We start from the raw sequence: 23,528 nt of genomic DNA, 5'->3' as shown, positions 1-23,528 counted from the left end.
TGGGCCCTAACGGATGGGCCAGTCCGCTTTGGCCCTAGCGGAAGTTCAGGTACGCCTTCGACGGGGTCGGGCCACGCTGACCTTGGTACTTGGAGCCGAGCTTGCTGGAGCCGTACGGGGTTTGGGCCGGGGAGCTCATCTTGAACAGGGCGAGCTGGCCGACCTTCATGCCGGGCCAGAGGGTGATGGGCAGGTTGGCCACGTTGGAAAGTTCCAGGGTGATGTGGCCGGAGAAGCCCGGGTCGATGAATCCGGCGGTGGAGTGGGTCAGCAGGCCCAGGCGGCCGAGGGAGGATTTGCCTTCGAGGCGGCCGGCGAGGTCGTCGGGAAGCGTGAAGTGCTCTAGTGTTGCGGCGAGCACAAATTCGCCGGGATGCAGCACAAACGGCTCACCTTCGGGGACCGCGACCTCGGTGGTGAGGTCTGGCATTTCTTCTTTGGGGTCGATGTGCGTGTATTTGGAGTTGTTGAACACGCGGAAGAGGTTGTCAATCCGCACGTCGATGCTCGATGGCTGAATCAGATCCGGGCCGAACGGGTCGATCTGCAGGCGGCCGGACTCGATGGCGGAGGAAATGTCACGATCTGAAAGAAGCACATGCCAATCTTAACCCCGCGCATTTGGGGGCATGAGGGGTGGCGGTGTTACGATGTTCCCCGCTGCATTCATTGTGGCTGCGCCGGCGTAGTTTAGTGGTAGAACATCAGCTTCCCAAGCTGAGAGTGCGAGTTCGATTCTCGTCGCCGGCTCCAAGTGGGGGTGTTCCAGGGGGCTGGTCGAGAAATCTCGCGACCAACAAAATTCGACCTGGGGATTTACCGCACAAGGGCAGCGTCCCGGTCAGATTTCTCGGACTCACCCGAGGCTCAACCTGCTAGCGTGGCGCGTGTGCGCTTGCCTAAACCCGTGTTCAACAACCCGAACTTCACACCGGATCACCCCACACCGGTGGATCACCCCACACCGGTGTTGTTTGTGCATGGTTTTCAGGGCAGGACCAGTGCTTTTACGCGACAGGCTCGGTATCTTGCCGCGCATGGTTATTGGGTGTGGGGGTTTGATTATGGCCGGATGCGGGTACCGGGGTTGTATGGCACGGGGGATCTGGATGAGCTGGTCAACGAGTTGGCCGCCAATGTGGACAAGGTGCTCACGGCGACGGGGGCGAAGAAGGTGGACATCGTGGCGCATTCGCAGGGTGGCACGGTGACCAAGTTGTTCATTGCGGCCGGTGGGCATGAGAAGGTGCGGCGGGTGGTCACGATGGGTTCGCCGTTCCATGGCACGGACTTGGATGGGCGCGCTGCACTTATTTCCCCGCTATTGAACAAACAGAAAACCGTGGTGAACCGCCTTTTCGGGGAGAGCGTCACGCAGCACTTGGTGGGTTCGGAGTGGCTACTGGCACGAGTGGTCCCGGATACGCACCCGGATGTGGTGTACACCTCGCTGTATTCGCGGCGGGATCATATTGTGACGCCGATGAGTACCTCCATGCTTGAGTCTGTGGACGGCGCGGATGTGGTGAATCTTGAGATCCCGGGCGCACCACTGCACCCTCTTATGCCACGAGATATGGAGATCGCGCGACTGACCCGCTGGGGTTTGGAGCGGGAACTGGGTGAGACCACCCCACCGTTTTAGTCGCAGCGGACGATCGGTTGGGGGCTGTACACGGTGGTGGTGGTTTCGCGGGAGATCTCGTTGCCCGCGAGGTCACGGACGATGCGGGTGTCAGAGGTGGTGAAGCCGGGGGCGCCGCCAGACGGGATGCAGCCGGAACCGGAGACGGTCTGTGGGGACGGGGAGGTTTGTGCCCAGCGGCCGCCGTTGATGGATTCAACGGTGCGATCTTTCACGCCCATCATGCGGACGGTGATTTGGCCGCCGCCGAATTCGGTGACGATCTTCACGGGGTACGGGGTGTCGTTCTTAAACACCAGGTCGATGGAGCCTTCGTACACGGTAGCTTCGCGCCCGGCTGGGTAGCGGGAGATGTAGTAGGAGTGCGGGGTGTGGGCGACATCGGTCATGCCGGCGAAGTAGGCGGCGTTGTAGAGGGTGGTGGCGAATTGGGAGATGCCACCACCGACGGCGTTGCCAGCGCGGCCGTTGATGATGATGCCGGATTCCACATACCCTTGCGCCACTCCGCGCGGGCCGGTGTAGCCGTTGAGGGAGAAGGTTTGGCCGGGGCTGACCACAGCGCCGTTGACGGTGCGCGCCACGATTTCGATGTTGGTGCCGGATGCGGCGGAGTAGCCACCGGTGGTGAACGAGCCGACTTCTTCGTTGAAGGTGGCATTGTTCGCTTGCTCGGTGGTGAAGGTGGCGGGCACGTCGCGGTATTCGGCGTCCCATTCGCGGGGCTCGCCGCCAAGCACGCGGCGATCAAGATCACGCAGGACGTTGTCCCAGGCGATCTCGTTGCCATCCTGGGAGGGGGTCACCGCACCGGAGGCTGAAATCGTGGCGTTCTGGCTTTGCGTGATGGTGTCTTTGAGCTGTTCACCGAAGATTTCTTCGGCCTTCTCAGCGTGGACTTCGGGGACGATGGTTTTGTTTTCCGGTTCGTTGCGGAAGGTGACAATCTCGCCCATGCGCGAAGGTTCAATGACGGCGTCGACCTTCTCCTCGCCCTGGCCGCCGCGCAGGGTCAGCGGCCCTTTGAGTGCCGCGGCCGCGGGTCCATCGACGGCTTGCTTGATCACATCGTCGTTAATCGCCGGCGCAGTGGTCTTCGGTTCGACGGTGACGCCATCCGGGTTGATCCAGTTCAGCGTCATCGCGCGTTCAAGGTCATCGCGCATGACGTGTTGGCCGTCGATGGGCTCCTCAACCTTGGCCTCACCATTGTCCAGCGCCAAAGTCCCATCCTTCGGTTCGCGCGCCAAACCCGCAGATAGACGGTCGATTTCGGGCTGGAGTTTCTCAGCGTCGATCGTCGATACGATATCCACCTCGTTGGTGCGGAAGAAGCCGAGCAGGCGCGAGAGCGGGTTGAGTGATTCCACGCCAGCCGCATCGACAGTTGCCTGCCAGTCAGCGCCAAGACCAGCGTTTTCAGGGGTGAAGGTCTCCTCCATCTCGCCGGCATGCACAACTACAGGACGCTTATCGACGTCCCCCAGTTCCCCCTCCAACAAACTCACCGCCGCCGCGGGCTGCATTGTTCCAATTCCCACTCCACCGACCGTGGTGCCACGTGGCACGGTGCCGCGGTTGAACCCTACATCCGCGAGATATAGGCCAAGCAGAAGCACGAAGAAGCCGACGAAGAACCCCGCGGCGATCTTGCCACCACGGGAACCGCCGGACCAGTTCGTGGATGTTTGTTTGGAACTCACCCGATCCAGGGTAGTTGATGATCAAAATTCAGTGTCAATGAATTGTTGTTGGACGCGGGTGGCTGCGGTGGTGATGCGCTCTTCGGGGATGTCGCCGTTGTTGACGGCGGCGACCACTCCGTCGATAGCCGCGGGCAGATCTGTACCGGATGACCACAGCGCCTGATCAGCACCGGCGGCGATGGCCCGGCGGACGGCTTCGGGGGTGGACATGTGGTCCGTAATGGCACGCATACCGGAGAGGTCATCGGTCACTGCGACCCCGTTGAAGGGAGACCCGCCGGGGTACGAACCGGAGCGCAAGAGCTCGTAAATGGCGGGATTGAGAGAAGCAGGAGTGCCGTCCTCCCCTACTCCAGGGACGACCATGTGGCCGACCATGACGGAGGAGGTAGGGAATTTCGGCAGCACGGTGGCGTAGGGGGCAAGGTCAAACCCATTCAGTTCGTCCACGTGCGGGGTCACCGCAAGGGTGTGGTGGGTGTCGCCGCTGGCGCGGCCGTGGCCGGGGAAGTGTTTGAAGGTGGGGGCCACGTGCGCGTCGACAAGCCCCTGCGCAAAGAGCGTAGCTACCTCGCTGACGCGTTCTGGGGAAGGGCCGAAAGCGCGGTCGCCCACGATGTTGAGGTCCGTGACATCAAGATCCAGCAGCGGCGCGTAGTCCACGTTGATGCCGTATTGGCGCAGGCGATTACCAATGTCGTAGCCGGTACCCTGGATGACGCTGTTGGGTTGTTGAGCCAGCTCACGCGGACTGGGGAAGGACCCGAGGATCTGCGAGTGGCGTTGCACACGGCCGCCTTCGAAGTCGATGGCGACGATGAACGGGCGCTTGAACTCTTCCCGCAGCGCATTGATGTTACGGCCTTCTTCGGTGAGCAGACTTGGGTCCGCCCAGCTGGGGATGATCAGGCCGCCGACGCCTTGTTCGAGGGCGGCGCGGGCGTCGTCGTAAGTAGAAACCCCCACCACCATGAGTGATGCCACCCGCATGCGAAGGTCCTCCGGCACGCGCTGTTGTGCCTCGCTCACAGGCGTTTCAGTGACGGTGTTGGTCACGGTGGCAGTGGATGTCTCCGGCGCGGACTCTGACGTGGTGGGCGCACACGCACTGAGCATGAGCGCAGCAGACAACGCCACAACGGCTGTGATGACTGCGCGCATGAAAAGTCCTTGGAGTACGTGGAAAACGGTTCCATCCTAACTCCCCGTGGCTGGTATGGTCTGTGAGCATGACAAACCGCACCGCATCGTGGCCGCGCCGCACGCTCGGCCCCGTTCTTGCCAGCGCCGTAACGGGCGTGGTGCTGGGCATCGTGGCGGTCGTGGGCATCGCGGGTTTCTCCGGGCAGAACCGTGTGCCCACCGGCAATGCTGTGCCCGCTGACCAGGCGGTTCTTGGTGGCCCGGAGTATGGCTCGCGCCAGTAGCGCGCATGTATATACGTGGCTGATACTTGGGCTGCTGGCGTTCCTGCAGGCCCCTGGCCGCACAGCAGCGGACACCAAGTTTGATCTGCTGGTGAATCCGGCGGGCTTCCTGGCTGCGGCGGGGCACGCGTACACCGATACGTTCACCTTGGGGCAGATTCAGAACCAGGCCTACGGGTACCTGTTCCCCCACGGCCTGTTCTTCCTGCTGACGGACCCGCTGCCGGATTGGGTGGCGCAGCGACTGTGGTGGACCGTGGTCATGGGGGTGGGTTTCTCCGGCACATACCTAGTGGCGCGCAAGCTCGGCTTCACTCCGTGGCCGGCCTGGGCAGCGGGGCTGCTGTACGCGTTGAGCCCGCGAGTGCTCACCACGCTGACCGCGATTTCTTCGGAAGCCTGGCCTGTTGCTTTGGTGCCGTGGACTCTGCTGCCGCTCCTCGGCGCAACACGTTTGACCTGGCGTGATGTTGCCGCGTCGGTCGTGCCCATCGCTCTGATGGGCGCTGTGAACGCCACCGCGACGATGATGGCGTGCCTGTCCGCCTTCGTGCTTCTGCTGTGGCGTGGGGCGTGGAAGCACCTGGGCGGGTGGCTCGTTGGTGCCGCTGCGGTGAGTGCCTGGTGGATCGGCCCACTGCTGGTGCTGGGGAAGTATTCGGCGCCGTTTACGGATTTCATCGAGTCCTCCTACGTGACCACTCGGTGGCTCAACCTGGCAGAGATCTTCCGGGGCACAACCTCGTGGGCACCCTTCGTGGATACGGAACGTACCGCCGGTCACCTCCTCGTCGCGGAACCTGTCTTTGTGTTGGCGACCATGGCTGTCGCGGCAGTCGGGATCGTCGGACTGGTCGCGTGGCACTCCCCTTGGCGCGGCTACTTCGTGGTGTTGCTGTGCCTCGGTGTGGCGCTCATGGGTGCGGCGCATGGCCCCTTCGAGCAGGCCTGGCTCAGCTTCTTGGACGGACCTGGCGCACCCTTCCGTAACCTGCACAAGCTCGACCCGTTGGTGCGCCTGCCACTGGTCATCGGTGTGGCGGCGGTGCTTACCCGCGTGAAACTGCCACAAGCGGTGGCGGTGGGATTGGCAGCGGTCATCGCGGTGGCCCCGGCGTGGTCCCTGCGCTTGGCGCCTACTGGGACGTGGAAAGAGGTCTCCCCGGATTGGCTGGCAGCGGCAAAGTACCTAGACAACAACATGGCTGGGACGCGGACGCTCGTCGTGCCGGAGGCTTCCTTCGCCCGGCAGACCTGGGGGTGGACACGCGATGAGCCGATTCAGGCGCTCACCCACGTCCCCTTCGCGGTGCGTGACGCCGTGCCCCTCGTAGACCCGGAGGCCATCCGTGGCCTGGACGGGCAGGTCACGGCCTTGTCGCCGGAGGCCCTGCGCGCCATCGGGGTGGGCGCGGTGGTGGTGCGCAAGGACCTCGACCCAGAACAGGCCCCCACAGAACCCACCGACGCTTTCGGGGAACCGACGGTGAGTTTCGGGGACATTGACATCCACGTCCTCGACCCCTCCCGCGGAATGATGATCGCCCCCACGAGCACCCTCACTACCGTCAACGGTGGCGGGGAGGTTCTGCCCCTGCTGGACAGGGAGTTCGGCTACCAGCCGCGCTTGCTCACCGACCACAACGAAGCGGACATCATCACCGACACCCCCGCCCTGGTGAAGCGCAATTACGGCACGTTGCGCGGCCCGGTCTCCGCCCACCTCCCGCCGGATCCCGCCAGCCCGCGCGAGGGCGGCAATGTGCGCAACAAGCAGGTGGATTACCCCTCCGCCGGCCAGCGCGTAGGCGTGCGGGAAACGGGCGGAACCGTCAGCGCGTCCAGTTCCGCGGCGGATGCGGGTAGCTTCGGCGGCGCCATCCCATCGCAATCCCTTACCGCCTCAGTCGACGGCCTGGAGGACACGTTCTGGCACCCCGCGCCGGGCGATGCGGCCCCGTGGTTAGAAGTCGCCGCACCAGGTCCCATCACCATCACCGCCACCGAGGACACGCAGCTCACCGTCACCAGCCCCGACGGCGAGGAAGAGCTGTCCCTCACCGCAAATGAACCGGTCACCGTCACCGGCCCTGCCACCCTCTTCCCACACGACCCTGTGGGATTGAGCCTCGACGCACCGGTCCGCCGCATCGTCGAGGTCCCCGGCACCGGCGACACGTACTTCTTCCAGCGACTTCTCCCCGAAACGGATGTGCTCCAGCGCGCCTTCACCACAGCCACGGACTCCCAGTGGGAACTCAGTGCGCACTCGCTTATCGACGGCACCCCCCATCCCCCCGGCCCCCTCACCCTTCCCTCCGGCCGCCACGAGTTGGTCAGTGATGCGGAGACAGTCACGCTGACCCGCGCACCCGTCCCAGCCGACACGTGGGCGCCTTTCACCGGCACCGTCAATGCCAGCGATGAGGAGCAGATCATCCTGACCACCCGCGCGTTCAACGAGGGCTTGCGTGGCACGATCGGCGACACCCCGCTGGAACCCGTGAAGGTGGATTCCGGCATGCAGGGCTTCATCGTCCCGGCAGGTGTGGCCGGCGAATTTACCATGAGCTTCGCGGGTTCAAGTTTTTACCGCGCCAGCTTGCTCGGCGGTGGCGCACTCAGCGCACTCACGCTAGTCTTCTGCATTTTTATTTCGCGGCGCCACCCCCAAGCAACCGAAGCCGCACCCGTGGAGGCCCCCTACCTCACCACCGCCACCACCCTCGTGGCCGCGGGTGTGTGCGCGGGTGCCCTCGGCATGGTGGCTTGGGCAGCGGGGATGGCCATCAAGCGGTTCACTCTCATCCCCACCCGGCTCCTTGGCGGGGGTGCGGCGGTGGTTATGGGGCTATGGCTCGCCCGGGCACCGTGGCCGGCTGGGAATTATGCGGGGGATTCCCTCGCGATTGCTTTGGCTGGGTGCGTGGTGTTGGCCAGCCTTGCCGGATCCAGCGGGAAGCGGGCTTTTCCACCAGCTCGTAGCTGACGTAGGCCACCGCCACAGACACGGCCACGGTGAAAATGAGCACAAGAACAAAGTCCATGGGCCGCCCACTGAACATTTGGATGCCTAGCACCGGAAAAGCAATGTCCAACACCGCCACGTGCCACAGGAAAATGCCATAAGACCACCTTCCGAGTGCGGTTGCCATCGCACCCGACAGGACAGTCCGCTGCCCCGTCTTCACCGGCCACAGCGCAAACGGCACCAGGAAGCAGGCGGCAAACACCGCACCCAGAAGAATGCGCGCGTTGAACTCCGCCGGACTCGGATGCACCAACCCGCGCGGGCCCACCCACTCGCGGCTAGCCAGCCATGCCACGGCCAAGCCAAGCACGGGCCCGATCCACCGCCACCGCAGGTTCCTCACAGGCCGGACAAGGCGGTAGCGCTCCACCTCCGCGCACACCAAACCCACCGCGAACCAGGGGATGTAGGAGGGTGGGGTGGTTTGGAGGTTGAGGGGAAAGGGGGCGTCGATAAGCCAAGGCCACAGCACACTGCACACAACCGCAACGACGAGAGCAACGATGCGGCCTCGCGTGCGCAGGGCGAGATACGCGGGGAGGATGAGGTAAAACGCGACCTCGATGCACAGCGACCACATGTGGGTCAGCCCCGCGACGAGGCCGTCTGGGACGTAGACCTGCACGAGGAAAAGGTTGGCTAATACTTGGGAGCGCGTGATGCCGCTCAGCGCGGGCAACGCCACCATGACCACGCTCACGCACGCGAGGTAACCAGGGGCGATGCGGGCCAGGCGCCGTCGATAGTAGCCCCGCCCATGCGTGCCGCGCGCGAGCAAGAATGCGGACAGCGCGAAGAAGACCGCGACGAAGTAATCGAAGCGTTCCCAAATCGCGGCACCGAGCGCCGTCTGGAAGGAAACATGCGTGATGACGATCCCGAGGGCCGCGACCGCCCGCAGGCCCTCGAGCTCCGGTAGGCGCGTGCTAGGGTTCGAGATACTCCAAGTGTAAAGGAGACCCATGAAGCGACTGTGGTGGTGCCTGGCTGTATTTGTGATCAGCGTGGCGCTGGGCAACTTTGTGGCACCCCCGGTAATCAGCTCCATGAAACCGCTGGCCAACGGTGAACATGTTGTGGAATGGAGCGACGGCACCCGCGAGGTGTTCAACGTCACCGGCCCTAAGAAAGATGCCATGGTGACGGTGGGCGATGAGCAGATGGAAATCTCCCGCTTCTCCATGGAAACACCGCAAGGCCTCGTGTTTTTCTTCCCGTGGGAGCCGGAGCACCGTAGTTTTGCGTTTTACGACGTCTCCACCGCCACCACCGCCCCCCTTGATTACGTTGGGCCCGTGGAAGTGAATGGGCTGCGTGCGCTGCGGTTCTCAGGCGAGTTTGGCTCGGCTGACTCTCCTGACTCTCCAGGCTCTTCTGACTCTCCTGATCGAGTAACCCGCACTTTTGATGTGGAGCGCCGCACCGGCGGTGTCGTGGCCGCTACGCGCACGACCGCTGACGGGGAAGTCACCCTTGCTGCGAGTACCCAAGATGAATTGGTCCGTGAGGCCTCTTCCCGCGTCCGCATTCTGTGGTGGTTGCAATTCCTCGCCCTCGCGGGACGAGTGTTTGCTGTTCTGGCTGCCGTCATGGGGTTGATCATTCTTGTCCGGCGGGTTTAGTCGTTCCCTCACAGTTGCCTGGGGGACCTTCCTCGTTGGGGCACTCACCTGGCCATTCTGGTTGGTCTTCGCGCGACCCGGCGCGGCTCTAGCTGCCCGCGACATGATGGTGCTGCCCCACCCGTACCTCACCCACGCATCCCTGGGTTTCGGGGACTTGGCTGCCCGTAATGTCCCACAGGATGCCGTGTTGGCGGTGGTGGGGATGGTTCTGCCGGCGACGTTCTTCGTGGCCATCGCGGTCACGGCTGCTGCGGGGGCGGCGGCGTGGGTGGGTTCACGCTTGGGCTCATCCCCCTGGACCCGCGCCGCTGCCATGACGGTGGCGGTGTGGAACCCCTTCGTGGTGGAACGCCTCCTGCAGGGCCAGTGGTCCCTGGCCATGGTGGCGTGGCTCTTACCCGCGGTGGCGTTCTGCCGTGGTCCCGGGCGTCTTTTGGCCATCTGGGGATGTTCACTGACCCCCACCGGTGGGCTGTTTGCGCTGGCCACGGCGCTGCTGGTGCGGCGCTCAAAGCTCGCCGTGGGGACCGCCGCGTTGGCGTGTCTGCCGTGGGTGGGGGCGACGGTGCTGCAGGTCGTGGACGGCGCTGCCTCCGCTTCGTCTGCTGCTGCTTTCGCCCCGCGTGCGGAAACCTATACCGGCACGCTCGGCGCCCTCCTCGGCCTGGGCGGGATCTGGAACGCCGATGCGGTGCCGGCCTCCCGCTCGGCTGGTTTCGCTCTCGCTGGGATCGTGTTGTTCCTAGTGTTGGCTCTCGCGCTGCGTCGAGTGCCTCGCTCGATGCTGATCCTCGCCGGTATCGGCTTCGCTGTGCCGCTGGTGTCCTGGTTGCTTCCAGGCGTGCAGGCCTTGATTGTCAGCCACGTCCCCGGTGGTGGGCTCGTGCGGGATGCACAGAAGTTCCTGGCCTTGGCGGTGCCGGCGTATGTTCTCGCCGCCGCACGCCTGTCCCGCAATGACCTGGCTGGCGCCGCACTTGGCCTGGCGCTCCTCCAAGTCCCGGACGCGCCCCGGGCGCTGGCGGTGCTCGCACCGGTGGAGGTCACCGTGCCTGCCATCGCGCACGAGGGCCGCGATGTCTTCTTCCCCGACAGACCCACCCTGCTCACCCGCACCGATGGCGTGCCCGTGGTGGATCCCGCCACCAAGGCCATGAACGTGGTGGAATCCGGGGTGCTCACCGTGGACGGGGTGGAAGTGGATGGGCCGCCGCCGCGCTGGCAGGTGGCGGACGTGTTGTTCAACAACGGCATGCTCTCCCCTGAAGCCCCGGAAAAAGCCCAGTGGTACTTCTCCGACCCGCAGGTGGGCCTGGTCGCGCGGCCGGATGGGCGTGGCGGGTACATCGTCGAGGACACCGGCATCCCGGCCCGCCCTCTGCCCCTGAGCGGATTGGCGCTACTCAGCCTGTGGTTCGCGGTGCCGCTGCTGGCGCTGCTGGACCGCCGCAAGCCCTAAAGCCCAAAGTCCCTAGAGCCCCTCGATCAGCTCCGCGAATTTCCGCCCCGTCTCCGCCCATGAAAAGCGGCCTGACCAGGCGCGAGCGCGATCACCCAGACGCGCCAGAGACTCCGGCTGAGCGATGAGCTCCCGCACCGCCTCCGTGAACTCAGCTTCGCTGTCAACCAGCACGCCCGTCTCGCCATCAATGATGGAATCCCTGAGACCACCCGCTGACCGGTAGCCCACGGTGGGCACCCCATGCTGGGCGGCTTCCACCACCGCGATGCCCCACCCCTCCTTGGCAGACGGCATGAGGTGCAGCGAGGCGCGGGCAAGGAGGGCGTGCTTCAGGTCATCGCCGACGTGCCCGTGGAACACCACCCGCTCCCCCAGGTCGGCAGCGTAGGCACGCAGTTGGTCCTCCCACCAGCCGGAACCAATGATGTCCAGCACCACCCCCGGCAGGTCCCGCACCGCATCAATGGCCTGCTCAATGCGTTTGTGCGGGACGAGGCGGGAGAGGGTGACTATGTGGGTCTGGCCACTCGGCAGCAACATTGGCAAGCGCATGGGCACCGGATCGACCCCGTTTTCAATGATGCTGATGTCACGGGCCCGCACACCGAGCGCCACCAGGTCAGCCTTGGAGGCCTGCGACACCGTCACGTACGGCGCGCCACGGTACACGCGCGGCGCAACGCGCGATTCCAGGAACCAGCCGAACCGCCCAATGATCGGCCCCGCCACCGGCCATTGCTCCTTATGGCAATGGTGTGTGAGCAGCACCACCGGCGCGCGCGTAAACAGCCGCGCAAAGAACGGAATCCCGTTTTGCGTATCCACCACCACATCGGGCCGATGCCGCCACACGGCAAACAGTGCGCGCAGGTAGACGGTGTATTTGCCACCGGCACGCTCAAATCGGATGCCATCACGCACGGCACGTCGCGGGACGTCGGTGTGCGCTGCGCTGCGATAAATCACCTCATGCCCCCGCGCGGCCAGGTGCGCGCCCACTCGCTCCAAGTAGCGCTCACTGCCGCCGCCCTGCGGGTGGGTGGTGTCACGCCAGCAGAGGAGGAGAATCTTCATCGCCTGTCGATGGTAGCACCGCGTATACTCCACCCAATGCCCCTGCCACGGACCCGCCGTTTTGCCACCCTGCGGCGTTCCCTGCGCCTGCTCGCCTCCTTCCGCCACGAGCAAAGCGCACCCGCGAAGTTCTACGGTGCTCTCGCCCAAGACACGCGCATGCTTATCGACGCCCTCCTGGCCGACACCCCCCACCCTCTCCCCACCCGTTCCGTCTTGGACGTGGGCGGCGGCCCCGGCTACTTCGCCGATGCGTTTGCGGACACCTGGTACATCGGCCTGGAACCCAACGTGTCGGAGATGTCCGCCGCCGGCCTGACCGGCTACGGCGCCGTACGCGGTGACGGCACCGCGCTGCCTTTCCGGGACCACTCCTTCGACGTGGTGTACTCCTCCAACGTCGCCGAACACATCCCCAACTGGCAGGCCATGGGGGAAGAAATGCTCCGCGTGACCAAACCGGGCGGACTGACTATCCTCAGCTACACCGTCTGGCTCGGCCCCTTCGGCGGCCACGAAACCGGCCTGTGGCAGCACTACGTGGGCGGTGACTTTGCTCGCCGCCACTACGAGAAGAAGCACGGCCATCCCCCCAAGAATGTGTGGGGCACCTCCCTTTTTGCCGTCTCCGCCAGCGAGGGTTTGTCCTGGGCCCGCCATATGGACGCCACCGGCCGCGCCGAACTCGTCGCCGCTTTCCCCCGCTATCACCCGCGCTGGGCGTGGTGGGTCACCCACGTTCCCGTCCTGCGTGAGTTCGCGGTGTCGAACCTGGTGCTCGTCCTCCGCCCGCCAGCCGCCTGACCCGGCTGCATGCACGATTCTCATATAAACAAGAAGACGCAGAACTATTGCATCTTCACCGAAAGTATTTATTATGATTTCATGCTCTTAGACTTCACCGTTGCTAACTTCCGCTCCATTTATCAGCCCGCCTCACTGAACATGGTTGCCACCCGTGAACAGCACTTACGGGAACGAAACCCGGTGCTCTCGAAGCGGTACCAGAAAACCCTCAACCCTATTGCTGGTCTCTTTGGCGCGAACGCTGCGGGGAAGTCAAATTTCCTCAAAGCGATGCAAACGCTGAAAGATTTAGTCTCTAACCCTCCCCGCCCAAACGAGCCGATGCCCTACGATCCCTTCGCCTTGGAGCACTCCGCTTCGAAGCAACCAACCTCGTTTGAATTGCTGTTTGAGTGGAACGGGATGATGTATGAGTACGTGCTCTGCTTCAACGCGCATTCTGTCGTCGAAGAATACCTGACCAAGCTGCTTTCTCGCGTGGATCAAGAAGTGTTTGCCCGGGAAGGCGACACGTTTTCGTTTCCGTATCTCGACCAAGAGGACTCCGGCGCGGAGAAAGTACGGACATTGCTTGAAGCCGTACCAAAGAAGGTGCCACTAGCGTCGTATGTGGCGGAGGTGAATTTTGGTGGGGACGTCGATAAGCAAATGCTCGAACCTCTGCTGGCAGTGAGCGAATTCCTAAAGGCAGTGCTGGTAGTACCTGCAGGCGCGGTGGATGTGACAACGGGACAGTTCGGTGTTGGAGACTGGCAGAAAACCATCACGCACATCGACGCTGGCATTGCCGGTGTCCATGCCGAGGAAGTGGAACCTTCCGCAATGGGCGTGAGCCCTGAGTACTTGCGTGAGTACCGGCAAGCACTCGAACGCTACCCAGCGCCCATCGAGGCGGAAAACGAACACGGCCGATTCCGGGTAGCACTAAAAGGGGACAATTTGGTGGTGCACCGGATGACACTGGAGCACGACAACGGCACAAACACGCCTGTGCGTCTGAAATGGTCAGATGAATCCGACGGGACGAAAGCGGCAGCCCGCTTGCTGGAATTGGTTTCCGTCTTAGCAGCAAAGGGTGCGCGCGGAGTTCTCATGATTGATGAGATTGACCGTAGTTTTCACACCGAACTATCCCGCGCACTCATCCGCGGGTTCCTCAACACATGCGAGCCAGATAGCAGAGCACAGTTGATTTTCACCACACACGATCTGCTACTTATGGATCCGCAGATACTCCGCCGCGACGAGATCTGGCTGATCGAAAAAGATCACCGCGGCCAAACTTCTGCAACGGCGCTTTCTGACTACGAGGGGGCCCGCAAAGACGCCGACCTCCGCAAGAGCTACTTACAGGGGCGTTTCGGAGGAGTTCCCGCGCTGGATCCGCTGGAGTTTGCACATGGTTAGCCGGAAAAGGAGCGTGTCCGGTAGACAGCGGCGCCGTGACAAGCTCGGGCGGAAAACTCATTCGTCTGGCACCCGGCAAATCCGTTCGTTGTTTGGCATTGTGGTCGAAGGGGAAACGGAGAAACGCTACTTCGACATGGATTACTTCCATGAACCTTCAGTCAAAGTGATGGTCAATCCCGGTAAACCCAATGATCCACCTGCATTAGCTCGCGCAGCTGACGCGCTCATCGAGGAATTGAAGCGTGGCGGAGAGCTACGAAGTGGGGATCAGATGTGGGTGGTACTCGACGCTGACGACTGGGCGGATGCCCAACTCGAAGAGGTATTCCGGTGGTCGCGGGAGCGGAGCGAAAAAGGGGATAGAGGAGTTGGGCTCTGCATTCCACAGTTCGAGTATTGGCTTCTCCTCCACTTTGAGGACGGCCGTGGCGTAGGCACGAAATCCGAGGTACTTCACCGGTTAGAGCGCTATCTGCCGGGGTACAGAAAGAACGTGCCAATGTCTTTCTCTGAGACCGACATTAAAACTGCGATCTCTCGCGCTCGATCGCGTGTACCGGAAGAATTTGTCAGTTTGGCCGAGCTCGATGCCACCGTTGGGCGGGGGACTGCTTCGACGACGGTTCACTTTCTCGTCGAACGCTTGGTGCATTCGCTTAACGACGCCCGCGCCCGCCCCCACTAGCCCCAAATCGCGGCGAAGGCATCTTGGGCGAGGACCCAGTCCAGCGCCACTCGCTCCTGCTCCAGCCGACGGTTGCCGCGGGTGACCAGGAGACGACGGGCGCATTCCTCCTCCTCGGTGAGGTGCGGCAGGTGGCGGGTGGGGTCGCCAGGATCTTCCACTGACAGGTGCAAAAACCTCTCGACGGTCGCACTATCCATCCCCACACTCCTCACAGCCCCCGGCTCCGGCATATGGCTACGTAGCGCGTTGAGGATGGCGTAGCCGTCCGAATCCGCATCACCCCAGTACAGGACGTTGGCGGCGCGGATCCAGTCAAGCTCCGCCAGCTGCGTACCGTTGTAGCCAGCCCCGAAAACAAGGACGGCGTGGGACCCATCAGGAGCCTGCGGCAGTGCGAGGAAAGTCTCCTTGTTTTCCACGATCACAACTGTCAGACCCTGAGGAAGCCGCAAAGCATTAACCGGCACGGCAATATCCAGGAGATCGGGGGTGGGGGCGAGGGCGGGGTCGAGGAAGCGGAGGCGGAGGGTGGCGTCAGTCAGCGAGAGCCCCAAACTGGCGTAGCCGAGTGGCTTGAGCAGGCGCAAGAGGAGTCCCTGGTGGCGGTCGATCCATTTGGTGTCCACGCCTTCGACGGGCACGGCGCGCGGGCGAAGGCCAGAGGCGGGGTGGGTGTAGAGCCAGGTCAGGACACTAAGCAGGCGGTTGAAGTCCGCATCATCCATGGGCAGCCAGGCGGTGTGGGTGCGTGCGGCGGCCCCCCGAAAACCAGGCAAGCCCGGCGAATACGGGAACAGCGCCACAAGTGCGGCAAAGCGCGAACGCGCCAACGCCAACGTGTCAGCCTGCCCGGTGAGTTCCGCTACCCGCTCCCAACTGCCAATATTCACGCGTACCGGCACGCGCTGCTGCCCCAGGTGCGCCCAGCGTCGGGTGGCCCATTCCACTTCGGCTTGAGGCTCGTATGCTTGCCAGGCGCGGACAAACAAGGTGGCGGAAGCAGGGTCCGCCAGGACACTCTTGGCGGTCGGCGGGTGCAGGGGAATCGATCCGGGCAAGCCAGATCCCAACAGCGCACGCTCAATGTTGAGGCTCAACGGAAGCTGATCAGGTAAACGCATCAGGCACTACCCATCGTGGGTATCGATGAACTCGAAGGTGGACCGTGCCTGTGGCGTTTCGGTGTAGTTGACCACGATGGTCCCGTCCACGTAGGGCGAAAGCGTTTTGATCAGCTTCATCGGTGTGGCCAGGATCATGTGGAACCCGAAGCTGGTGAACACGTCCATCGCGGTGCGGGTGAAGGTGGGGTCAGCGCGGTCAAAGGCCTCGTCGAGGACGACGGTGGCGTAGGTGGGAAAGTCAGCGTCAACACCGGCAAGGCGGTAGCGCAGGGCCGCCGCGAGGCAGAAGAACACGAGCTTCTGTGCCTGCCCACCGGACAGAGAAGCGGAGTCGACGTGGGTGTTGTACACCTCACCATCCGCATCGATTTCATTGCCCACGAATTTCACGTGACGGCGGGTATCCAGAACCAGGTTGCGCCAGCGGGTATCCGCGCGTTCAGAGGAGGCGAGCCGGTCCATGATCTTTGCCAGCCGGTGGTAGCGCTCGATCGCTTCGCTTTCATCCGCGACGCTCAGACTGCCGGCGGTTGCGTCGCGTAGGTCTTGCTGGAATTCGCGGACTTCCGGCCCACGGTTATCGCGGACCTCGATTTGCAGGTAGCGGCCGCCGCCTTCGGGGGTGTACGGGGACCGTTTCAAGGACGCGTTGATCGGGCCAAGGTTCGTTTCAATATCGCCCTTCGCCCGCGCTAGCTGGGTGGATATGTGGCTCAAGTGCATGACGGACTGACCGTTGAGCAGCTCGAGGAAGCGGCCGCGGAATTCCGGCAGGCGGTCTGCACGTAGCGCTTCAAGGCGGTTGATGGCCTCGCCCGCAAACTCCGGTTCGGCGCGCAGTTCAGCGGATTCGGAGGGCCACCCGGCGAGGTAGCTGGTCAAGATATTGCCAATCTTGGTGTTCGCGCTGGTTATGGCTTGGGCAGCGCGTTTGAGGGTGGAGTCGAGTTCGGCCTGGACTTCGTCCGAAAGCGAATTGATGTTCTCGCGCGTGAGGCGGCGCTTGCGGCTGCGCAGCTTGCTTTCCAGTTCCTCGAAGATCGCGGGATCGACCTCGACGGTGAGCTCGACCTCCGCAAGCCGTGCCTGAGCAGCCTCAATGCTGGTCTCGGCGACAGTGATCTGACGTTGCACCTCCTGCAGCTCCTTCTCTGTGGCCTGCAGGGTGGCGCGTGCGTCCTCGTAGGCTTCGCTCAACTGCCGCGCCTCGGGCGAAGACGTGGAAAGCTCCAGCTCTTCACGCAAAAGCACCAATTGCTTCTCGACGCCCCCCTTATCCACCTCCTCCCACTCCATCTCCGCAATCAGGTTCACCTGCTCCAAGCGGTGCTGCAGGCTATCACGTTTGCGCTGCAGTTCCTGGACGCGGTTGTGGGCGGCTGTTGTTTCTTGGCGTGCCTCCTTCAGAGCGGTGCGCAGTGATTCCAGCTTGGCGTGGTTGGAGGAACCCAGACGGTAATCGCGGCGCTGACCAAGCCGGCGGCGATCGTCTTTGACGTAGCGCGTGGACTTGGTGTGGTCGCGCGCGTTGCGCTCCAGGCCGTCGATGGTTGCGGCGCGCTGGGTTTGCTGCTCCAGCTCCTCAACAGTGCGCACCAGCGCATAGTCAAAGGTGCTGGCCAGGACTTGTTCCAGCCAGGGCTGCATCGCGCCTTTGACCACCCGGATCTTATGGAACAGGCTGGCGGTGTTCTTCGGCCGCCTCGGGTGTGTCGCGCCTGCTGGCACCGTGCGGTACTCCAGCCTGCGGCCCAGTGCTCGGCTGTTGACCCAGCTGTTCACCGCGCGCTCGTGCTCCTCGGGAACCAGCAGCGTGATGGCAAAGTTGGACAGCAGGCGTTGAATCACCGGCTCCCACTCGGCCTCGCTGTCCAGCACGTCAATCAGCTCGCCCACGAACGGGAGTTCTTGGACATCGATGTTCGTGTCGTAGCACATCTGCGCGCGCAGGTCGATGAAGCCTTGGTCGATGTTGTTCTCACGCTTACCGAGCCCCACGAGCTCCTGCTCGATAGCGCGTTCCTGCTGCTCAAGCTGCCGCTTCTCTGCGCGGGCGTCAGACCACGCGGCGTCCAATGCTGCGCGCTCTGCGGGCGCTTCCTCAACCTCGCGGCGCGCCTGCGCCTTCAGTTCCGCGAACAGCTCCGTGGTCAGCTCGTCCACTCCCAGGATCTGCTCGAGCTGCTTGGCCTTCGCCGTGCGTGACTCCAGCTCTCGCTGCTCACGTTCAATGCGCTCACTTAAGACCGTGATGCTCTCAGCCTGATAGCCCCCAAGCTTCGCGTAGGCGCGCTGCACAGCGGCCTGCTGCGCCTCTTTGCGCTGGCTCAGGGTGCTTTCTTGCACCTTGACGGCTTCGCGTTGGGCGTTATACGTCGTGATGGCATCGCGCAGCTCAGCGGCCTCAATCGCTCTGCGCACCGAAGGCAATGCCGCCGCCGACTCCTCCGCATGCGCCCGCTGGGCCTGCGCCTCCTCGAGCGCATGCTGCAAACCGGGCAGCGGTGCTAGGGCCTCAATCTGGCGGTTGAGGTCCTCCAAACGCTCGTAGGCATAACGCAAGTCACCGTGTGTGGCCACGGCTTCCTTTGCCAACTCAAACGTTAACGGTTTTTCTAGCATGTACTCCCGGAAGAGTTCGTCCATGCTGCGCAAGGACTTTGCTGACTGAGTCCGGTGTAGCAGCATCTGCGCGTCCTCACTGTCAATGCCCAGGCGCGCGCGGAAACGGTTAGCAAACACCGAATACTGGTCCGTGAACGTCACACCGTTGCTTGGTGTTTTGAACTGTTGCTCCAGTTTGCGCTTGTCCAGCGAGTTCACCAGGTGTGGCATGAATGTATCCACGTCCACCTCGTCTGGGAAAATCCCGTAAAGCGTTTTTACCTGGGCTTCAGAGTTCTGTCCTGCATTCAGGCGGAAAATTGCCACCAACGTGTATGTTTCGCTCTTGCTGCGATACGTCATCGCAACCACAGTCGCGGTAGCACCTTCCCGCAGGTACTGGCTCCGGATCTCCCCCGTGGTCGGGTCTTCGCTCCTGCGCCAGGCACCACGTATATAGGACACGCGGCTGCGGCCCTTATCCCGGTTCGTATCCTGCTGCGCCGCAGCGTTGTAACGGATTTTGGATTGGGGGACGAGGATGGTGGAGAAAGCGTCGATAAGCGTGGACTTGCCCGAACCCGACGCACCTGTAATGAGGAAACCTTTCTGGCCCACGGGAATGTCAAAGTACCCGTGGAACGTCCCCCAGTTCACCAGCTGTACGCGGGCCAACCTGAATTGCTCGGTCACTGATTTTCTCCCTCAGCCTCTTCTGCTTCAGCCAGGCGCAGGTACTCTTCGCGCAGCGCGTAAACAGTGTCCGCGTCAAAAATATGGCGTAGCACCGGTGAGACCACGTAGCGGCCGTCTGTCTCTGTCTCCGTGAGCAGGCTGTACTTGTTCTTGATCGTGTTGATCGCCGCATCAAAACGGCGCTTAAACCCAGCCTCATCGCGGTTATCCACCGCCCGGACGTACCCAATCGCGGTGTACAGCTCATCCTCACCCACCACCACGCGCTCACCGGGCGTACTCATGCCCAGCTCATGGCGCAGCTGCAGAAGGATCGCTGTTTGCAGGTGCGTCAGGGCATCCGTGCGCAGCACCGGCGGGACGTGCACATCATCATTGTCCGGGCGGACGTGCCGGGTGAACGCGATGCCAGCCTCTTCATCAATGACCAACTCTAGGAACACGTCATGCAGCCAGCTGCGCAACGCCTCCTTGTCGCTCAAGATGGCGTTCCACGAGTCCTTCTTCCGGTCCGCACTGATCAGCGGCCCTTTGAGCAAATCCACCAACGCCCGGCGCGACTCATAGGACAACGTTCCCGTGTCCCCGCTCCACAATGCTTCCGTCATCGCATCTCCTCTACTGATGTGGCATCGAAGGTCCATAGCGGGATCGCCGCTACGCGCACAGACCCATCATCTTCCTCAAAGCGCACTGTTTCACGCCCATCCAACTGAACACCAAACTGCATGGCCAGGTACACCGTCCCCACCACCGATGCCAGGCCCTGCGTCGCGGGGTGGCGTCTAAGCACATCCGCGATAGAGGGTTTGCCCTGTTTGTGGACGGCCTCCGCGATGGCGCCGGCAAGCTCCTCAAGGTCAATCTCCGATTCACGCACGAGTTCAAGCAACGCCTCGGCATCCCCCTCCGTGGCCTCGAAGCGCTCCACATCCGACGTGATCACCTCCGCCCCCGGATCCGCCAACTTGATCTGGGCGACAGAATTCACAGCCATGCCGATCCGCTGCAGCGGTGTATCCATCCGCTTCGTCGGCGAAAGCTCTTCGGCCTCCGCCGCATCCGCCGCAAGCTTGCGCGTGTCTCGCAACAGCTCGATCATCCGACGGTCCTCCGCGAACTGCTCACTCGACACGTAGTTGCGCAGGTTCCGCGCCAGCCGTGTCATCATCCGATTAACCTCATAACCTGCGTCTTCCAGGTTGCGGAAAAGATTCCTCAACTGCGAACGCGTCTCCTGGTCCAGCACACCACCATCAACGCGTTCCAAGATCTCCGCGATCCAGGACTCCACCCACGCGCCATGCTCCGCGTCCACCACCAGCCGGTAAAATCCGTTGAAGCTCCGCCCGGCATCTGATTCCGAAATCACATCCACACCGGCGAAGATTTCCTCCAGCACATCACCCCGGTTACCCTCCGGATCCAGCAGCTGCCTGCGCAAATCCAGGTTCAGCACTTCCAACTGGTGCCGCACACGCGCAAAATCACTCGGGATCGCCGACGCCATGCCCAAAATATCGCCCACCCGCTCCTGCACGCTCGCATTCGAAGGCAGCTCAAACTCGCCGCGCTCCACGCTCGCGATCAGCTCATCCACGCGCTCACGCTGCCGATACAGATGTTCCAGACGCGTCGCAATATTCGGGTCCGTGTCCCGCGCGAGGTCCTGCAAAGCATTGCTTATCGACGCCACCCTACTCGCCGTCACCGCCGAATACGGACCCCCAACCCGGTCCATCATCTGCAGCGCCAACAGCCCGTCCTCGCTCGGCTCCAGCGTCTCCCCCGTCACCTGGGTGCCCGATTTGCGGACCAGCCACCCCGCCTTCACCCAATCATTGCAGTACGCCTGCGGGGTCTTCGGCAGGTCAAAGGTGTCGCGCAGCAGCGAAAAATCGGCGGCCATCCGCTCATAGACTTCGCTGGCAGGCCTCGGCTCGGCGCCGCGCGGGAAGTAATCAGCGATCAAGGCCAGGACCACAGGCGCATGGTCAGCGTGCAGGAGGCGCACTGCCGCCGACTGTTCCTTCTGGCGCTTGAATGTCAGCGCCCGGGCCTGAAGAGCCATACGTCGATCTTATGAGCAGGACCCCGCCCCCGCTAAACGACGCCCCGCTGGCCCCATGTTCACAATTCCCGGGAGCTGAGGGCACGCGACCGGGCAAAGCTCCCCCCCCTAATGGCAACTAATGGGGCGCAGTTCACAGCAGTTCAGTGCAAGTGCGTTTATCGTTGGCGTGGTGTCCACGTAGTCAAGCTGGCGATATCCTTTTGGTGGGCGACCCACCCTTTAATCAAACGTGCAACTTCATCACTCGACGGAGTGAAAGTGAAGAACTGTTCACCTGTATCCGCATTGCGGTATTCTACAGCCCAGTCCTGGTTCTCAGCCTCCCACCGCGCACGGATATGACTGGTACGCAGATCATCATAATCATCCTCCTCATCATCACTGTTGCGTTGAGAAACAACAATAAAACTCTCACTCCCTTTAGGGATGGTGATGTTGGTCATGAACTCGAGCCTCTCATCAACCAGTTCCGGGGAATAATACGGCAGATCATCTTCGTAGGTGCGAATGCGATGAGTGGGACGTTCCGTACCACGGGTGACAACGTAACTAAATTTGGGCACCGCAAGGCACACATGGTTCTCAATGGCAATCTTATCCCGATTCTTTGCAAGTGAACTGGGGTATGGGTGGTTGACAGTCAACCCGATAATCCCATCCCCAATGACCTCAAAACTAGGGATGTACTCACCAAGGACTTGTTCACCGAAGCGCTCCAACGCCGGAGTAGAACGAGGCGGCAGCGCCAAACGCTGCGGCACACTAGGCAACAAAAGCTTCTCTGCAGTTGGCTCAACCGCAATAATGTCAGGCAAGGTCGTAACCATCATCCTTTTTCAAAATCAGGTGATCATGGTCTTCAGAAAACACTATCTTCACAGGACTTAATCCCCACCAAACGGGCAACTTCTGTTGCAATGCTTTCACTCATAGAACACACTTTCTAGCAACTGGAAGGAAACAGCCACAACAGTCTCGCAGTGTCTAACCTGGCCCTAGTGCTACAAGGCTAAAATGGTTGATCGGGATTTTGGTACCGGATGGTGCCATCTTCCAAGATCGTGCCATCACTTAGACGCACCGCTGCAAGCCCCCACAGCTTCGCTTCATCACGAATACCAAACTCACTCATCGACTCATCTTCAAGATTCAAACGTAAATCCACAAAGTTCCTGCCACGGCCGAGCACAGTGGCAACATCATCCCAACGGTGCGTAACCATCGCAATAGCATCCGTCGACACCGCAGAATCATCAGCATCAAAACTCATCGCCTGATACCCCTCGGCACTCAACGCCTGCCCACCAGTATCAACATAACGATAATTCTCAATCGGATAATCAGGGTGAATCTCCCCATACCCGGGCTCATAACCCGCAGAGGCTCCAAGCGTGGTCACCTTCACCGTCGCAGTGAAATCACTAAACGCCATACGATCATCCGTTACAGCATTATTTGCCCGGATCACATACGCGCCGGGCTGCGTTTCATCAATAAGCATCGCCTGATCGCCAAAATTAAACTCAAACTGGTCCCCAAGACGAGGATCAAGCCAAGCGTTTGTCACCAACACCACCGGGTCATCACCAAGCTTGTCAACAATGATCCACCCCCGGTTAGCCTCCCCATGAACCCCAATAACAGTCTCGGCTTTATCAACACCGGTGAACCGAAAACTACACCGAATTGCACTCAACTGGATAGCAACCTCACCTACAGGATGCGGGGAATCAAACTCCCACTCAATCAGGGTTTCCACCCCCGGCTCCGGAAACACCCGCAAGCCCAGATGCAGAGTCTTCCCCTCAAACTCAATAGTCCTCGCCCGTGGATCCTTGGACGTGGCCTCCATAAACATCTCATTGAAAGTCTTTGACATGGTCTTCCTCTCTATTTCGGCGATATGGTCAGTACCCAGGGTGACGATACGGGTCGATTGCTGCATGATCTTGGGACCAACGAGCAACCAATTCTTTCCCTCCATCACGGTAAGGAATCGGCTCATGACTGACCTCCATGGTTTCCCAACCACCACTGTCAGGCATGGCATCCTGCTTTTTACTATTGACTCGCCGTGGTGTCGATTCGGGGTAGTTGGTACCGTGAGTCCGCGTAGTTGGTACCGGTGTTCCACGTACCCGGTACTGCAAGGGGT

General features: G+C 62.0%; 18 protein-coding genes, 1 tRNA gene and 1 pseudogene. 9 read left to right on the top strand and 11 right to left on the bottom strand.

Going from position 1 to position 23,528, the window contains the following annotated elements; all coding sequences use genetic code 11:
* Nucleotides 1–34: 34 nt before the first annotated feature.
* Entirely contained in the window at nt 35–598 is a 564-nt protein-coding gene (gene dcd / locus QP994_RS08235; protein WP_284866132.1) for a dCTP deaminase, read from the bottom strand.
* 81 nt (nt 599–679) lie between these two features.
* Between dcd and QP994_RS08230 the strand changes: the two genes are divergently transcribed.
* Together QP994_RS08230 and QP994_RS08225 are read left to right on the top strand one after the other, a co-directional pair.
* Nucleotides 680–753, top strand: a tRNA-Gly gene (locus tag QP994_RS08230).
* Nucleotides 754–889: 136 nt separating this feature from the next.
* On the top strand, nt 890–1,645 hold the full coding sequence (locus tag QP994_RS08225; protein ID WP_284855273.1) for an alpha/beta fold hydrolase: 756 nt from the start codon (nt 890–892) through the stop codon (nt 1,643–1,645).
* Here the strand turns inward: QP994_RS08225 and QP994_RS08220 are convergent.
* Both QP994_RS08220 and QP994_RS08215 read right to left on the bottom strand, forming a co-directional pair.
* Complete coding sequence (locus QP994_RS08220) at nt 1,642–3,348, bottom strand: VanW family protein (protein ID WP_284866130.1); 1,707 nt, start codon at nt 3,346–3,348, stop codon at nt 1,642–1,644. The two genes, QP994_RS08225 and QP994_RS08220, sit on opposite strands and share 4 nt — an antisense overlap.
* A 21-nt stretch (nt 3,349–3,369) precedes the next feature.
* Nucleotides 3,370–4,512, bottom strand: a complete 1,143-nt coding sequence (locus QP994_RS08215; RefSeq protein WP_284855275.1) for a glycoside hydrolase family 3 N-terminal domain-containing protein — start codon at nt 4,510–4,512, stop codon at nt 3,370–3,372.
* 68 nt (nt 4,513–4,580) lie between these two features.
* Between QP994_RS08215 and QP994_RS08210 the strand changes: the two genes are divergently transcribed.
* Both QP994_RS08210 and QP994_RS08205 read left to right on the top strand, forming a co-directional pair.
* A complete protein-coding gene (locus tag QP994_RS08210; protein WP_034662727.1) occupies nt 4,581–4,778 on the top strand; it encodes a DUF2613 domain-containing protein in 198 nt (65 codons plus the stop codon).
* Nucleotides 4,762–7,767, top strand: a complete 3,006-nt coding sequence (locus QP994_RS08205) for an alpha-(1->3)-arabinofuranosyltransferase domain-containing protein (RefSeq protein WP_284866128.1) — start codon at nt 4,762–4,764, stop codon at nt 7,765–7,767. The genes QP994_RS08210 and QP994_RS08205 overlap by 17 nt, the downstream gene beginning before the upstream one ends.
* Before the next feature lie 64 nt (nt 7,768–7,831).
* On the opposite strand, the pseudogene QP994_RS08200 reads toward QP994_RS08205, so the two are convergent.
* Nucleotides 7,832–8,773: pseudogene (locus QP994_RS08200) on the bottom strand (acyltransferase family protein); the annotation flags it as partial.
* Between QP994_RS08200 and QP994_RS08195 the strand changes: the two are divergent.
* Complete coding sequence (locus QP994_RS08195) at nt 8,772–9,431, top strand: porin PorA family protein (protein WP_284866126.1); 660 nt, start codon at nt 8,772–8,774, stop codon at nt 9,429–9,431. The pseudogene QP994_RS08200 and the gene QP994_RS08195 overlap by 2 nt on opposite strands.
* Nucleotides 9,415–10,893: an MmpA family trehalose lipid delivery protein gene (locus tag QP994_RS08190; protein ID WP_284866124.1), complete on the top strand. Its 1,479-nt coding sequence runs from the start codon at nt 9,415–9,417 to the stop codon at nt 10,891–10,893. The genes QP994_RS08195 and QP994_RS08190 overlap by 17 nt, the downstream gene beginning before the upstream one ends.
* Before the next feature lie 12 nt (nt 10,894–10,905).
* Here QP994_RS08190 and QP994_RS08185 read toward each other — a convergent pair whose 3' ends face one another.
* Nucleotides 10,906–11,970, bottom strand: a complete 1,065-nt coding sequence (locus QP994_RS08185) for a glycosyltransferase family 4 protein (protein ID WP_284866122.1) — start codon at nt 11,968–11,970, stop codon at nt 10,906–10,908.
* A 36-nt stretch (nt 11,971–12,006) separates the two neighbouring features.
* Between QP994_RS08185 and QP994_RS08180 the strand changes: the two genes are divergently transcribed.
* From QP994_RS08180 to QP994_RS08170, 3 genes are read left to right on the top strand one after another with little or no spacing between them, the layout of a single operon-like run.
* Nucleotides 12,007–12,774, top strand: a complete 768-nt coding sequence (locus QP994_RS08180; protein ID WP_284866120.1) for a class I SAM-dependent methyltransferase — start codon at nt 12,007–12,009, stop codon at nt 12,772–12,774.
* A gap of 9 nt (nt 12,775–12,783) precedes the next feature.
* Nucleotides 12,784–14,184: an AAA family ATPase gene (locus QP994_RS08175; protein ID WP_284855281.1), complete on the top strand. Its 1,401-nt coding sequence runs from the start codon at nt 12,784–12,786 to the stop codon at nt 14,182–14,184.
* A gap of 13 nt (nt 14,185–14,197) precedes the next feature.
* Nucleotides 14,198–14,872 carry an RloB family protein gene (locus QP994_RS08170; protein WP_284866118.1) on the top strand — a complete coding sequence of 225 codons (675 nt, stop codon included), beginning with the start codon at nt 14,198–14,200 and terminating at the stop codon, nt 14,870–14,872.
* Here the strand turns inward: QP994_RS08170 and QP994_RS08165 are convergent.
* The 6 genes from QP994_RS08165 to QP994_RS08140 form a co-directional block, all read right to left on the bottom strand.
* Nucleotides 14,869–15,996 (bottom strand): DUF3322 domain-containing protein, encoded by a 1,128-nt coding sequence (locus QP994_RS08165; RefSeq protein WP_284866116.1) that lies wholly within the window; start codon nt 15,994–15,996, stop codon nt 14,869–14,871. The two genes, QP994_RS08170 and QP994_RS08165, sit on opposite strands and share 4 nt — an antisense overlap.
* 6 nt (nt 15,997–16,002) lie before the next feature.
* Nucleotides 16,003–19,296, bottom strand: coding sequence for an ATP-binding protein (locus QP994_RS08160; RefSeq protein ID WP_284866114.1), 3,294 nt, complete (start codon nt 19,294–19,296; stop codon nt 16,003–16,005).
* A complete protein-coding gene (locus tag QP994_RS08155; protein WP_284866111.1) occupies nt 19,293–19,907 on the bottom strand; it encodes a DUF4194 domain-containing protein in 615 nt (204 codons plus the stop codon). Before QP994_RS08155 ends, QP994_RS08160 begins: the two co-directional genes overlap by 4 nt.
* Complete coding sequence (locus QP994_RS08150) at nt 19,904–21,370, bottom strand: DUF3375 domain-containing protein (RefSeq protein WP_284866109.1); 1,467 nt, start codon at nt 21,368–21,370, stop codon at nt 19,904–19,906. The genes QP994_RS08155 and QP994_RS08150 overlap by 4 nt, the downstream gene beginning before the upstream one ends.
* 158 nt (nt 21,371–21,528) lie before the next feature.
* A complete protein-coding gene (locus tag QP994_RS08145; RefSeq protein WP_284866107.1) occupies nt 21,529–22,188 on the bottom strand; it encodes a hypothetical protein in 660 nt (219 codons plus the stop codon).
* Between the two features lie 194 nt (nt 22,189–22,382).
* Nucleotides 22,383–23,378: a hypothetical protein gene (locus tag QP994_RS08140; RefSeq protein WP_284866105.1), complete on the bottom strand. Its 996-nt coding sequence runs from the start codon at nt 23,376–23,378 to the stop codon at nt 22,383–22,385.
* Nucleotides 23,379–23,528: the final 150 nt, after the last annotated feature.

The organism is Corynebacterium sp. MSK044 (genome assembly GCF_030232825.1).
Classification (GTDB): Bacteria; Actinomycetota; Actinomycetes; order Mycobacteriales; family Mycobacteriaceae; genus Corynebacterium.
Note: the sequence above shows the minus strand (reverse complement) of the source record. Positions and strands in the feature narration are given on the sequence as shown.

Coding starts and splice junctions, on each gene's coding strand:
- QP994_RS08215 (WP_284855275.1), bottom strand. CDS start 4,512: ATGCGCGCAGTCATCACAGCCGTTGTGGCGTTGTCTGCTGCGCTCATG.
- QP994_RS08210 (WP_034662727.1), top strand. CDS start 4,581: ATGACAAACCGCACCGCATCGTGGCCGCGCCGCACGCTCGGCCCCGTT.
- QP994_RS08205 (WP_284866128.1), top strand. CDS start 4,762: ATGGCTCGCGCCAGTAGCGCGCATGTATATACGTGGCTGATACTTGGG.
- QP994_RS08195 (WP_284866126.1), top strand. CDS start 8,772: ATGAAGCGACTGTGGTGGTGCCTGGCTGTATTTGTGATCAGCGTGGCG.
- QP994_RS08185 (WP_284866122.1), bottom strand. CDS start 11,970: ATGAAGATTCTCCTCCTCTGCTGGCGTGACACCACCCACCCGCAGGGC.
- QP994_RS08180 (WP_284866120.1), top strand. CDS start 12,007: ATGCCCCTGCCACGGACCCGCCGTTTTGCCACCCTGCGGCGTTCCCTG.
- QP994_RS08175 (WP_284855281.1), top strand. CDS start 12,784: ATGCACGATTCTCATATAAACAAGAAGACGCAGAACTATTGCATCTTC.
- QP994_RS08165 (WP_284866116.1), bottom strand. CDS start 15,996: ATGCGTTTACCTGATCAGCTTCCGTTGAGCCTCAACATTGAGCGTGCG.
- QP994_RS08155 (WP_284866111.1), bottom strand. CDS start 19,907: ATGACGGAAGCATTGTGGAGCGGGGACACGGGAACGTTGTCCTATGAG.
- QP994_RS08150 (WP_284866109.1), bottom strand. CDS start 21,370: ATGGCTCTTCAGGCCCGGGCGCTGACATTCAAGCGCCAGAAGGAACAG.
- QP994_RS08140 (WP_284866105.1), bottom strand. CDS start 23,378: ATGAGCCGATTCCTTACCGTGATGGAGGGAAAGAATTGGTTGCTCGTT.